Consider the following 12702-nt stretch of genomic DNA (forward strand, 5'->3'; position numbering starts at 1 on the left):
GTACCCGCCGTGAGCTACACCCCCGCCGATCGCCTGTTCCCCGCCACCCGCCTGCGCCGCAACCGCAAGGACGAGTTTTCCCGTCGCCTGGTGCGCGAGAATCGGCTGAGCGTGGACGATCTGATCCTGCCGGTGTTCGTTCTCGACGGCGAGAACCGTCGTGAGGCAGTGCCCTCCATGCCCGGCGTGGAGCGCCTGTCCATCGACCTGCTGCTCAAGGAGGCCGAAACCTGGGTTGAGCTGGGCATTCCGGCGCTGGCGCTGTTCCCGGTCACCCCGACCGAGAAGAAGTCCCTGGACGCCGCCGAAGCCTGGAACCCGGACGGCATCGCGCAGCGCGCCACCCGCGCCCTGCGCGCGCGCTTCCCGGAACTGGGGGTGATCACCGACGTGGCGCTGGACCCGTTCACCACCCACGGCCAGGACGGCATCCTGGATGAAGAAGGCTACGTTCAGAACGACGTGACCGTCGATGCCCTGGTGCGCCAGGCGCTGTCCCATGCCGAGGCCGGTGCGCAGGTGGTGGCACCGTCGGACATGATGGACGGCCGCATCCAGGCCATCCGCGAAGCGCTGGAAGTGGCCGGCCACGTCAACGTGCGCATCCTCGCCTACTCAGCCAAGTACGCCAGCGCCTACTACGGCCCGTTCCGCGACGCGGTGGGTTCGGCCGCCAACCTGGGCAAGGGCAGCAAGAACACCTACCAGATGGACCCGGCCAACGGTGACGAGGCGCTGCACGAAGTGGCCGCCGACCTTGCAGAGGGTGCCGACATGGTGATGGTGAAGCCCGGCCAGCCTTACCTGGACATCGTCTGGCGTGTGAAGGAGACCTTCAAGGTGCCGACCTTCGCCTACCAGGTCAGCGGCGAGTACGCCATGCACATGGCAGCCATCCAGAACGGCTGGCTGAGCGAGGCGGTCATTCTCGAATCCTTGGTCGGATTCAAGCGTGCCGGGGCCGATGGCATCCTCACCTACTTCGCGGTGCGTGCCGCGCAATTGTTGAAACAACAGGGGCAATAAGCCCCCCAGCCGATCAGCAGGGAACCGAGATGAACACCGACGTTTCTATCGACAGTACAACCCCGGAGCGTGTTGACGGGGTCGAGGCGCCGCAGGTCGACGCGCTGCCGGTAGCACCCGAGCCGCCCGTGGCGACGGTGACCAACCTGGACGACACCAGCCTGTACATCCACCGCGAGCTGTCCCAGCTGCAGTTCAACATCCGCGTGCTGGACATGGCGCTGGACGAGTCCTACCCGCTGTTGGAGCGTCTCAAGTTCCTGCTGATCTTCTCCAGCAACCTGGATGAGTTCTTCGAGATCCGCGTCGCCGGCCTGAAGAAGCAGGTCAACTTCGCCCGCGAGCAGGCCGGTGCCGATGGCCTGCAGCCCCACCAGGCGCTGGCGCGCATCGGCGAGGTGGTGCACGAGCAGGTCACCCGCCAGTACTCGATCCTGCATGACGTGCTGCTGCCCGAGCTGGCCAAGCAGCAGATCCGCTTTATCCGCCGCCGGCAGTGGAACACCAAGATCAAGGCCTGGGTGCGTCGCTACTTCCGCGAGGAAATCGCGCCGATCATGACGCCGATCGGCCTGGACCCGACCCATCCGTTCCCGCTGCTGGTCAACAAGAGCCTCAACTTCATCGTCGAGCTGGAAGGCGTGGACGCCTTCGGCCGCGACTCCGGCCTGGCCATCCTGCCCGCGCCGCGCCTGCTGCCGCGGCTGATCCGCATTCCCGAGGAGGTTGGCGGCGCAGGCGACAACTTCGTGTTCCTGTCCTCGATGATCCACGCCCATGCCGACGACCTGTTCCACGGCATGAGCGTCAAGGGCTGCTACCAGTTCCGTCTGACCCGCAACGCCGATCTGGCGCTGGACGAGGACGTCGAGGACCTGGCCCGTGCATTGCGCGGTGAGCTGCTGTCGCGCCGCTACGGCGACGCGGTGCGCCTGGAAGTGGCTGACAACTGCCCGGCACATCTGTCCAATTACCTGCTGCGCCAGTTCAACCTGGGCGAGGGCGAGCTGTACAAGGTCAACGGACCGGTCAACCTGACCCGGCTGTTCAGCATCACCGGCCTGGACGGCCATCCGGAGCTGCAGTACACGCCGTTCACGCCGAGCATTCCCAAGGCGCTGCAGAACGCCGAGAACATCTTCAACGTGGTGGCCAAGCAGGACATCCTGCTGCTGCACCCCTACGAGTCGTTCACGCCGGTGGTCGATCTGCTGCGCCAGGCGGCCAAGGACCCCCATGTGCTGGCCATCAAGCAGACGCTGTACCGCAGCGGTGCCAACTCGGAGATCGTCGACGCGCTGGTGGAAGCGGCGCGCAACGGCAAGGAAGTCACCGCGGTGATCGAGCTGCGCGCGCGCTTCGACGAGGAGTCCAATCTGCACTTGGCCGGTCGCCTGCAGCAGGCCGGCGCGGTGGTCATCTACGGCGTGGTGGGCTTCAAGACGCACGCCAAGATGATGCTGATCATGCGCCGCGAGAACGGCGAACTGGTGCGCTACGCCCACCTGGGCACCGGCAACTACCACGCCGGCAACGCGCGCCTGTACACCGACTACAGCCTGTTGACCGCCGACGCGGCGCTCGGCGAGGACGTCTCCAAGCTGTTCAGCCAGCTGATCGGCATGGGCAAGACCCAGCGCATGAAGAAGCTGCTGCATGCGCCCTTCACCTTGAAGAAGACCCTCCTCGACCTGATCGCCCGCGAGACCCAGACGGCCAGCGAGGGCAAGCCGGCGCACATCATCATCAAGGTCAACTCGCTGACCGATCCGAAGATGATCAAGGCGCTGTACAAGGCCAGCCAGGCCGGCGTTAGGATCGACCTGATCGTGCGTGGCATGTGCTGCCTGCGCCCGGGCATTCCCGGGGTGTCGCACAACATCCAGGTGCGTTCGATCATCGGCCGCTTCCTGGAGCACAGCCGGGTGTACTACTTCCTGGCCGGCGGCGAGGAGCAGCTGTTCCTGGCCAGTGCCGACTGGATGGAGCGCAACCTGGACCGCCGCGTGGAGACCTGCTTCCCGGTGGAAGGCAAGAAGCTCAAGCTGCGGGTCAAGAAGGAGCTGGAAACCTACCTGGCGGACAACACCGGCAGCTGGATCCTGCAGCCGGATGGTCGCTACGTGCGCAACACACCCAGCGGCAATGCCCACCCGCGCAACAGCCAGATCCAACTGCTGGAGCGCCTGGCCAGCCCGCAGCTGCCCGTGCTCTGATCGGCGCCGGAGCCATGACGTCAAACCGTTGCCGCATTTTGTGATGTGGTCGATGGTTTGATCGCGGCGGTTGCCGAACACTCTCGCCCCGTTGCGCGCGGCGATCCCGCGGGCAACGGTCGCGATCGGCAAGGCTTCGGGCAGGGTAGCTGTGGAGCGGGTCGATCCCCTCATTCATCGTGGCTGCGGACAGGGGAAGGTCTTTGTCGGCTGCGCTGAACAAGTGCCTTTATCCATGCACCGTATCGTTCCACCGCTCCATTGCCTGCTGCTGGGGCTGTTTCTGGCCCTGCCGGCCAGCGCCCAGGATGGCGAGCCCATCCTCATCCGTTTCGCTCACGTGGTCGCCGACGACACCCCGAAAGGCAAGGGCGCGTTGCTGTTCAAGCAGCTCGCCGAACAGCGCCTGCCGGGCAAGGTGAAGGTCGAGGTCTACCCCAACTCCACGCTGTACGGCGACGGGGACGAGATGCAGGCGCTGCTCGATGGCAAGGTCGAGCTGCTGGCCCCCTCGCTCTCCAAGTTCGATCGCTACACCAAGAAGCTGCAGCTCTTTGACCTGCCGTTCCTCTTCGACGATGCCGAGGCGGTGAAGCGTTTCGGTCGGCGCGAAAAGAGTCGCGAACTGCTGCGTTCCATGGTCGGGCATGGCATCAGCGGGCTGGCCTACTGGAGCAACGGACTCAAGCAGCTGTCGGCCGACCGTCCGCTGCTGCTGCCGGCCGATGCTCGTGGTGTCAGCTTCCGAATCCAGAATTCGGCGGTGCTGCAGAGCCAGTTCGAGGCGCTGGGCGCGCAGCCGGTGCGCCTGGCCTTCGGGGCCATGTACCAGGCTCTGGAAAGCGGCCAGGTGCAAGGCGCGGAAAACCCCTGGTCGAACATCGTCAGCCAGAAGGTGCACACCGTGCAGTCGCACATCGTGGAGAGTAACCACGGCGTGCTGCACTACATGCTGATCACCAACACCCAGTTCTGGAACGGCTTGCCCTATGCGATCCGCGTCGAACTGGACGGCATCGTCGAGGAAGTCACCCAGGTGGTGAATGCCGAGGCCGAGGCGCTGAACGCGCGTGACCGCGCGCGGATCGTCGCCAGCGGCCAAACCAAGCTGATCACCCTGAGCGCGGAGCAGCGCGCGGCCTGGCGCGAGGCGATGCTGCCGGTCTGGAAACTCTACGAGGACGAGATCGGCGCCGATGTGATCCGCGCCGCGCTGGCCGTCAACCGCAATCGCTGAGCGGCCGGGGCAGGCCCCGGCTCGGCTTCAGTGCACGCTCAGGCGGTACTCGATGCGCTTGAGCCAGTCGGCTTCTTGGGCGAAGTCCGCGCGGGTCAGCGGGTTGGCGGCCAGCCAGCCCTCGGGGAAGTGCAGGTCCAGATGGCGTTCGCCCGCCTCCAGGCGCACCCGGGGCATTTCCTGGGTGCCACGGATGTGGTGGAAGAGGATGGCGAAGCGCAGCAGGATGCACAGGCGCACCAGGGTATCGGTGTCGCCATCGGCTTCCTGGAACTTGTCCAGCGGAATGTTGCGGCGGTGACCGCGCACCAGCAGCGCCAGGTGCAACTGGTCCTGCCGCGAGAAGCCGGCCAGGTCCGAGTGCTCGATCAGGTAGGCGCCATGCTTGTGGTAGTGGTAATGAGCGATGTCCAGGCCGACCTCATGCACCCGGGCCGCCCAGCCCAGCAGCTCGCGATGCCAGTCCTGATCGAGCTTCCAGGCGCCCGCCACCTGCTCCAGGGCTGATAGCGCCTTGGTCTTCACCCGCTCGGCCTGCTCCTGGTCCACGTGGTAGCGCTCCATGAGCGCCGACAGGGTGCGCTCGCGCACATCCTCGTGGCTGTGGCGGCCGATCAGGTCGTAGAGCACGCCTTCACGCAAGGCGCCTTCGGAGTGGGTCATGTGCTGCAGGCCCAGGGCGTCGAAGATGGCTTCGAGAATGGCCAGGCCGGCCGGGAAGATGGGGCGGCGGTCCGGCTTGAGCCCTTCGAAATCGATCTGCTCGACGCTGTCCAGCTTGAGCAGGCGCCGCTTGAGCCAGTCCAGGCCTTCGGCATTCACCTCGCCGTTGCCGCGTTGTGCGGCCTGGATGACCTGGCCGATGGCGCGGATGGTGCCGGAGGCGCCCACCGCTTCCTGCCAGCCGTGCCGACGCAGGCCGGTTTCGATGCTCATCAGCTCAAGGCGTGCGGCGGTATAGGCCTCGGCGTAACGGGCCGTGCTGATCCGGCCGTCTGCGAAGAACTGCTTGGTAAAGCTGACGCAGCCCATTTGCAGGCTTTCCTGGGTCAGCGGCTCGAAGCGCTGGCCGATGACGAATTCCGTGCTGCCGCCACCGATATCGGCGACCAGGCGGTTGCCGTTCATGTCGGGGAAGGTGTGCGACACGCCAAGGTAGATCAGGCGCGCCTCTTCGATGCCGGCCACCACTTCCACGGGGTGTCCGAGCAGCGCTTCGGCGCGCCGGATGAACAGGTTGCGGTTGCGCGCCACGCGCAGGGCATTGGTGCCGACGATGCGCACCGCGCCCTGCGGCAGGCCATGGATCAGCTGGGCGAAACGGGCCAGGCAGTCGAGGCCGCGCTGCATGGCTTCCTCGGTGAGGTGGCGGCGTTCATCGAGGCCGGCGGCCAGCTGGACCTTTTCGCCCAGGCGCTCGAGGATGCGGATTTCGCCCTGGTCGACACGGGCCAGCACCATATGGAAGCTGTTCGACCCCAGATCGATGGCGGCGATCAGGGGGAACTGCTCTTGGACGTTGGACATAACGGTAGTCTCGGAAAAAAGCCGGGCAATCCTGCCATGTGATCATGGCAGAGCCAACATCGAGTGTTGGCGATGGCCGCCGCGGCCCGTTGAGCGCGCCGGCCACGGCGACGGGTTGCGAGAGGGCTCCGCGTTGCGGCACGCCGATTCGGCGGGCCGGTGGCCGCCTGGCGTGCCTGCGGCATCCGGTCGCGGGGGTGTGGGGCGTTCGTCCCGTGCGCAGAGATTGGCGAGGCCGCCATGCCCCATAGTCAGAGTCAATCGCCGTCGCCTTCCAGATGTGGCCGGGGAAGGCTATCATACGGCCCACTTTTGCCTTGTCCGATCACGGAGACTTCCATGAGTGAGTTCATCACCAACGTCAGCGATGCCAGCTTCGAGCAGGACGTGCTCCAGGCGGACGGCCCTGTGCTGGTTGACTACTGGGCCGAGTGGTGCGGTCCGTGCAAGATGATCGCGCCGGTTCTGGACGAGATCGCCCAGACCTACCAGGGCAAGCTGAAGGTCTGCAAGCTGAACATCGACGACAACCAGGAAACCCCGCCGAAGTACGGCGTGCGCGGTATCCCGACGCTGATGCTGTTCAAGAACGGCAACGTCGAGGCCACCAAGGTGGGCGCCCTGTCCAAGTCGCAGCTGGCTGCCTTCCTGGACGCCAACCTGTAAGCGACGCGTGATGAAAAAGCCCCGCCGTTCGGCGGGGCTTTTTGCTTTACGGGCTGGACGCCTGTCCTTGGCCGATGGTAGATTCGGCACCGCTGTTTCTTTCGCAGCTCCCCGCAAGCCGTCGTCGACGCATTTAGCATTCGTATCTGCACGCGATTTCTGGTCGCCTTCTCCGACGCGGCTCACAAGCTCGATGCTTGTCCCATCCCTACCGCATACAACTTCGTCATTCCTATGAATCTGACCGAACTCAAGCAAAAGCCGATCGCCGAACTGCTCGACATGGCCGAACAGATGGGCATCGAGAACATGGCCCGTTCGCGCAAGCAGGACGTGATCTTCGCGCTGCTGAAGAAACACGCCAAAAGTGGCGAGGAAATCTCCGGTGACGGCGTGCTGGAAATCCTCCAGGACGGCTTCGGCTTCCTGCGCTCGGCCGACTCGTCCTACCTGGCCGGCCCCGACGACATCTATGTCTCGCCCAGCCAGATCCGTCGCTTCAACCTGCGCACGGGCGACACCATCGTCGGCAAGATCCGTCCTCCCAAGGAAGGCGAGCGCTACTTCGCGCTGCTCAAGGTCGATTCGATCAACTTCGACCGCCCGGAAAACGCCAAGAACAAGATCCTGTTCGAGAACCTCACCCCGCTGTTCCCCAACCAGCGCCTGAAGATGGAAGCCGGCAACGGTTCCACCGAGGATCTCACCGGCCGCGTCATCGACCTCTGCGCCCCGATCGGCAAGGGTCAGCGCGGTCTGATCGTCGCCCCGCCCAAGGCGGGCAAGACCATCATGCTGCAGAACATCGCGGCCAACATCACCCGCAACAATCCCGAGTGCTACCTGATCGTCCTGCTGATCGACGAGCGCCCGGAAGAAGTGACCGAGATGCAGCGCACCGTGCGCGGCGAAGTGGTCGCCTCCACCTTCGACGAACCGCCGACCCGCCACGTGCAGGTTGCCGAAATGGTCATCGAGAAGGCCAAGCGCCTGGTCGAGCACAAGAAGGATGTGGTCATCCTGCTCGACTCCATCACCCGCCTGGCGCGCGCCTACAACACCGTGATCCCCAGCTCCGGCAAGGTGCTGACCGGTGGTGTCGACGCCCATGCCCTGGAGAAGCCCAAGCGCTTCTTCGGCGCCGCCCGTAACATCGAGGAAGGCGGCAGCCTGACCATCCTGGCCACCGCCCTGGTGGAAACCGGCTCGAAGATGGATGAAGTCATCTACGAAGAGTTCAAGGGCACCGGCAACCTGGAGCTGCAGCTGGAGCGCCGCATCGCCGAGAAGCGCGTGTTCCCGGCGATCAACATCAACCGCTCCGGTACCCGCCGCGAGGAGCTGCTGACCGCCGATGACGAGCTGCAGCGCATCTGGATCCTGCGCAAGCTGCTGCACCCGATGGACGAGATCGCCGCCATCGAGTTCCTGCTCGACAAGCTGAAAGACACCAAGACCAACGACGAATTCTTCATGTCCATGAAGCGCAAGTAAGCGTTCGGTCCAGGTAGCCAAAAGGCCGGGCTTGTCCCGGCCTTTTGCTTTTTCAGCGGTTTTGTAACACGGCGGCCAACGGTACACTGCGGCCCCCGACCCGCCCCCAGCGAGGCCCAAGCATGCAGTATCGCGATCTGCGCGACTTCATCACTGCCCTGGAACAGCGCGGCGAGCTGAAACGCATTCAGACGCCGGTGTCGCCCGTTCTGGAAATGACCGAGATCTGCGACCGCACCCTGCGCAAGGGTGGCCCGGCGCTGCTGTTCGAAAAGCCCGCCGGCTTCGACATGCCGGTGCTTGGCAACCTGTTCGGCACTCCCGGTCGCGTGGCGCTGGGCATGGGCGCCGAGGCGGTGTCGGAACTGCGCGAGATCGGCAAGCTGCTCGCCTACCTCAAGGAGCCCGAGCCGCCGAAGGGTTTCAAGGACGCGCTGGGCAAACTGCCGCTGCTCAAGAAGGTCATCAGCATGGCGCCCAAGGTGCGCAAGGACGCCGCCTGCCAGGAAGTGATCCTGGAAGGTGACGACGTCGACCTGTCCCGCCTGCCCATCCAGCACTGCTGGCCGGGCGATGCCGCGCCGCTGATCACCTGGGGCCTGACCATCACCAAGGGGCCGAACAAGGAACGCCAGAACCTCGGTATCTACCGCCAGCAGGTGATCGGCCGCAACAAGGTGATCATGCGCTGGCTGAGCCATCGCGGCGGCGCGCTGGATTACCGCGAGTGGTGCGAGAAGTATCCGGATCGCCCGTACCCGGTGGCCGTGGCGCTGGGCGCCGACCCGGCGACCATTCTCGGCGCGGTGACACCGGTGCCGGATACTCTCTCCGAATACGCCTTCGCCGGCCTGCTGCGCGGTTCGCGCACCGAGCTGGTCAAGTGCCTGGGCAGCGAGCTGCAGGTGCCGGCCGGCGCCGAGATCATCCTCGAAGGGCATATCTACCCGGGAGAGATGGCCGACGAAGGCCCCTATGGCGATCACACCGGCTACTACAACGAGGTGGATCGCTTCCCGGTGTTTACCGTCGAGCGCATCACCCACCGCAAGGATCCGATCTACCACAGCACCTATACCGGTCGTCCGCCGGACGAGCCGGCGATCCTCGGCGTGGCGCTCAACGAAGTGTTCGTGCCGATCCTGCAGAAGCAGTTCCCGGAGATAACCGACTTCTACCTGCCGCCGGAAGGCTGCTCCTACCGCATGGCGGTGGTGACCATGAAGAAGCAGTACCCGGGGCATGCCAAGCGGGTGATGCTCGGCGTGTGGAGTTTCCTGCGCCAGTTCATGTACACCAAGTTCGTCATCGTCACCGACGACGACATCAACGCCCGCGACTGGAACGATGTGATCTGGGCCATCACCACGCGCATGGACCCCAAGCGCGACACGGTGATGATCGATAACACACCCATCGACTACCTGGACTTTGCCTCGCCGATTTCTGGCCTGGGCTCGAAGATGGGCCTGGATGCCACCCACAAGTGGCCGGGCGAGACCAGTCGAGAATGGGGCCGCGTCATCACCCGCGATGAGGCTGTCGTGCGGCGCGTCGACGAACTCTGGGCGAGTCTGGGCATCGACTGAGCGGACGCAGAGCCGCCATAGCACAACCTGAATCGGTGTCGCGGCCGGCAACGTCCGTGGCCCCGGTCGTATTTCCCTGCGAGAAACTGCCTTGAACGTGACTGTCCAACCCTCCGGTGTGGTGCTGGAGGTTCAGCCTGGCGAGTGCATCCTGGATGCCGCCCGGCGCCTGGGCCTGGAATGCCCTCAGAGCTGCCGCAACGGCAATTGCCACATCTGCGCCGCCACGCTGCTGCGCGGCCGGGTGCGCCAGCGCGACGCCGAGCTGACCGCCGGCGAGGTCCTGCCCTGTGTGGCGGTGCCGCTGGCGGACTGCGAACTGCTGTGGCCGCTGCTGCTGGCGCCGGGCACCCTGCCGGTGCGCGAGATGAGTTGCCAGCTGATCGCCTGCGAGCCGCTGGGTGGCGACGTGTACCGCCTGCGCCTGCGCGCGCCGGCTGGCAAGCCGCCACGCTACCACGCCGGGCAGTATGTGATGCTGCAGCGCGAGGATGGCGATTGGTCGGCCTATTCGCTGGCGTCCGCGCCGCACCAGGGCCGCGAGCTGGAACTGCACATCCTGGCGCGCGACGAGCAGCCGCGTGCGCTGCTGGCGTTCATCGAACGCAGCGGGGTAGCACGGGTCCAGCTGCCGTTCGGCGATGCCTGCCTGGAACGCCTGCCGGAGGGTCCGCTGCTGCTGATCGCCGCTGGCACCGGCCTGGCGCAGATGTGCGGCCTGATCGAGCACTGCCGTGCCTCCGGCTTTGCCCATCCGCTGCACCTCTATTGGGGGGTGCGCAGTCCCGAGGACTTCTATGCGCTGCCGCAGTGGGACGAGTGGCAGCGCACGCCCAACCTGATCTTGCACCGGGTGGTCAGCGACCTGTGCGGCTGGGAAGGGCGCTGCGGGCTGTTGCACGAGGCCGTGCGGGCGGACTTCCCCAGCCTGTCCGGACTGCACGTCTATGCCAGCGGCTCGCCGGCGATGGTCTACGCCACCCTGGATGCGCTGGTGGAGGCCGGCATGGCGCCGCAGCAGATGCATGCTGATGTCTTCGCCTATGCGCCGCGTCCGGCCTGAGGGCCGTAACGCTTTTCTTGTCCGCCATCGCGCCGGCGCGGCGCGCCTGGCGGCCCGCAGGGTGGGTCGATAAGGCGACCCACCCTGCGGAGTCCTGGACGCCGTCCGAAAATTGACGCGGGCAGCCGCCGCCGCCGGGCCAGCCCGGCGAAGCCTCGCGGAATGCCACGCGCCACGAGCTGGCACGCTAATAGCTAGGCAAGCCGTCAACGCCAGAGGAGTTTGCTTGTGAAATCGCTTATCGCCGCGCTGATGCTGCTGGGTCTGTTTGCCGCTCCGGTGCAGGCTGCCAAGGAATACGATCCCAGCAAGGTTCTGTATGTCGAGCTGCGCCCGTCGCTGGTCGGCAACTACGGGGATGGCCCGCGCCCGCGCTTCTACAAGGCCGACGTGGCCCTGCGGGTCACCGGCACCTTTGCGCAGGCGCGCCTGGAGCACCACCAGGCTCTGATCCGTAACGAGCTGATCATGCTGTTCGCCGCCGTGCCCACGGGCGGCATGGACAGCCTGGAAGCCAAGGAGCAGCTGCGCCAGAAGGCGCTGGAACGCATCCGCGCCGTCATCGAGTACGAAGAAGGCTACCCGCTGGTCGAGGACCTGCTGTTCACCAACCTGATCGCCCAGCCCTAATTTGCACGGTGGTGACAGGCTGAAATCCCTCCCTGTGGGAGCGAATTCATTCGCGAGCTCCCTGGTAAGGCTTGCAGTCTGGCTGGCCGTCGGAAAAGCTCGCGGACAAGTCCGCGCCCGCAGCTTCCAGCGTCAGGCCATCTGCGCCAGCGTCTTGCGAAAGCGCGCTAGCGCGCCGAAGAAGAACAGCGCACCGATGCCCAGGATGGCCAGCAGCTGCGGCCAGACGATGGCCAGCCCGGCGCCGCGGTAGAGGATTGCCTGGGCCAGGCTGACGAAGTGGGTGGTCGGCGCCACCAGCATGATGTACTGCACCACCTCCGGCATGCTTTCGCGTGGCGTGGTGCCGCCGGAGAGAATCTGCAGCGGCATCAGCACCAGGATGATCAGCAGGCCGAGCTGCGGCATCGAGCGCGCCACCGTACCGAAGAAGATGCCCATCGAGGTGGTGGCGAACAGGTGCAGAGCGGCGCCGAACAGGAACAGCCACAGCGAACCCTCGATAGGCACCTGCAGCCAGCCCTGCACCACCACCACCAGAGACAGCGCGGTCGCGCCGAGTACCACCAGGCCCATCGACCAGACCTTGCCGAGCATGATCTCCAGCGGCGTCACCGGCATCACCAGCAGGTGCTCGACGGTGCCGTGTTCGCGTTCGCGGATCAGTGCCGCCCCGGTGAGGATGATCGACAGCATGGTGATCTGGTTGATCACTTCCATCACCGAGCCGAACCAGGAACGGGTCAGGTTGGGGTTGAAGGCCACGCGCATCTCCAGCTCCACGGCCTGGTTGCTGCCGCCCCGGTGGCGCTGCAGGAACTCGGCAATCTCGCTGGCGGCGATGCTCTGGATGTAGCCGGCGCCGGTGAATGCCTGGCTCACCTGGGTGGCGTCCACATTCAGCTGCGCCGTCGGCTGGCGTCCGGCCAGCAGGTCGCGCTGGAAGTTCGGCGGGATGTTCAGGGTGAAGGTGTAGTCGCCGGCATCCATGCCACGGTCCATCTGGTTGAGGTCGATCAACTGCGGCGGCAGGAAGAACGGCGGCTGGAAGGCGTTGATGATGCGCATCGACAGCGGTGAGCGGTCCTCGTCGACCACTGCCAGGCTGGCATGGTGCAGGCTTTCCGGCATGCTGCTGGCGGCGGTGTAGACCCCCAGGGTGAAGGCCCAGGCGATCAGCAACAGCAGCGCCACGTCGCGATACAGGCTGCGCAGCTCCTTGATGCCCAGGTTCAGCACGTTGCTGCGACGCAT

10 protein-coding genes are annotated in these 12702 nt (G+C 65.5%); 8 read left to right on the forward strand and 2 right to left on the reverse strand.

The features are described 5' to 3' along the window. The first annotated feature begins 9 nt into the window (after nucleotides 1–9). From hemB to PT85_RS15755, 3 genes are all read left to right on the forward strand, one after another. Entirely contained in the window at nucleotides 10–1026 is a 1017-nt protein-coding gene (hemB, locus tag PT85_RS15745) for a porphobilinogen synthase (RefSeq protein ID WP_039560099.1), read from the forward strand. A 29-nt stretch (nucleotides 1027–1055) separates the two neighbouring features. Beyond that, nucleotides 1056–3242, forward strand: a complete 2187-nt coding sequence (ppk1, locus tag PT85_RS15750; RefSeq protein WP_051587469.1) for a polyphosphate kinase 1 — start codon at nucleotides 1056–1058, stop codon at nucleotides 3240–3242. 235 nt (nucleotides 3243–3477) lie between these two features. Then, on the forward strand, nucleotides 3478–4479 hold the full coding sequence (locus PT85_RS15755; protein ID WP_052237723.1) for a TRAP transporter substrate-binding protein: 1002 nt from the start codon (nucleotides 3478–3480) through the stop codon (nucleotides 4477–4479). 27 nt (nucleotides 4480–4506) lie between these two features. On the opposite strand, the gene ppx is transcribed toward PT85_RS15755, so the two are convergent. Then, nucleotides 4507–6006 (reverse strand): exopolyphosphatase, encoded by a 1500-nt coding sequence (gene ppx / locus PT85_RS15760; RefSeq protein ID WP_039607177.1) that lies wholly within the window; start codon nucleotides 6004–6006, stop codon nucleotides 4507–4509. Between the two features lie 339 nt (nucleotides 6007–6345). On the opposite strand from ppx, the gene trxA reads away from it, so the two are divergent. The 5 genes from trxA to PT85_RS15785 all read left to right on the forward strand — a co-directional run bounded on the left by trxA (nucleotide 6346) and on the right by PT85_RS15785 (nucleotide 11448). After that, complete coding sequence (gene trxA, locus PT85_RS15765; protein ID WP_027590979.1) at nucleotides 6346–6672, forward strand: thioredoxin TrxA; 327 nt, start codon at nucleotides 6346–6348, stop codon at nucleotides 6670–6672. A gap of 234 nt (nucleotides 6673–6906) precedes the next feature. Beyond that, nucleotides 6907–8166 carry a transcription termination factor Rho gene (gene rho / locus PT85_RS15770; RefSeq protein ID WP_027590980.1) on the forward strand — a complete coding sequence of 420 codons (1260 nt, stop codon included), beginning with the start codon at nucleotides 6907–6909 and terminating at the stop codon, nucleotides 8164–8166. Between the two features lie 122 nt (nucleotides 8167–8288). After that, the gene (ubiD, locus tag PT85_RS15775) at nucleotides 8289–9755 is read left to right on the forward strand and encodes a 4-hydroxy-3-polyprenylbenzoate decarboxylase (RefSeq protein WP_027590981.1); all 1467 of its coding nucleotides are present in this window, start codon (nucleotides 8289–8291) and stop codon (nucleotides 9753–9755) included. Between the two features lie 91 nt (nucleotides 9756–9846). Beyond that, nucleotides 9847–10818 (forward strand): CDP-6-deoxy-delta-3,4-glucoseen reductase, encoded by a 972-nt coding sequence (locus tag PT85_RS15780; RefSeq protein WP_027590982.1) that lies wholly within the window; start codon nucleotides 9847–9849, stop codon nucleotides 10816–10818. A gap of 252 nt (nucleotides 10819–11070) precedes the next feature. Beyond that, nucleotides 11071–11448, forward strand: coding sequence for a flagellar basal body-associated FliL family protein (locus tag PT85_RS15785; RefSeq protein ID WP_234702719.1), 378 nt, complete (start codon nucleotides 11071–11073; stop codon nucleotides 11446–11448). A 132-nt stretch (nucleotides 11449–11580) separates the two neighbouring features. Here the strand turns inward: PT85_RS15785 and PT85_RS15790 are convergent, their stop codons facing one another. After that, nucleotides 11581–12702, reverse strand: a complete 1122-nt coding sequence (locus PT85_RS15790) for an ABC-2 transporter permease (RefSeq protein ID WP_027590984.1) — start codon at nucleotides 12700–12702, stop codon at nucleotides 11581–11583.

This window comes from Pseudomonas flexibilis, from assembly GCF_000806415.1.
GTDB classification, from domain to species: domain Bacteria; phylum Pseudomonadota; class Gammaproteobacteria; order Pseudomonadales; family Pseudomonadaceae; genus Serpens; species Serpens flexibilis.

Bases quoted from the DNA above. Each gene is read 5' to 3' on its own strand.
- trxA (WP_027590979.1), top strand. From the start codon at position 6,346: ATGAGTGAGTTCATCACCAACGTCAGCGATGCCAGCTTCGAGCAGGAC.
- PT85_RS15790 (WP_027590984.1), bottom strand. From the start codon at position 12,702: ATGCGTCGCAGCAACGTGCTGAACCTGGGCATCAAGGAGCTGCGCAGC.
- rho (WP_027590980.1), top strand. From the start codon at position 6,907: ATGAATCTGACCGAACTCAAGCAAAAGCCGATCGCCGAACTGCTCGAC.
- ppk1 (WP_051587469.1), top strand. From the start codon at position 1,056: ATGAACACCGACGTTTCTATCGACAGTACAACCCCGGAGCGTGTTGAC.
- ppx (WP_039607177.1), bottom strand. From the start codon at position 6,006: ATGTCCAACGTCCAAGAGCAGTTCCCCCTGATCGCCGCCATCGATCTG.
- ubiD (WP_027590981.1), top strand. From the start codon at position 8,289: ATGCAGTATCGCGATCTGCGCGACTTCATCACTGCCCTGGAACAGCGC.
- PT85_RS15785 (WP_234702719.1), top strand. From the start codon at position 11,071: ATGCTGCTGGGTCTGTTTGCCGCTCCGGTGCAGGCTGCCAAGGAATAC.
- PT85_RS15755 (WP_052237723.1), top strand. From the start codon at position 3,478: ATGCACCGTATCGTTCCACCGCTCCATTGCCTGCTGCTGGGGCTGTTT.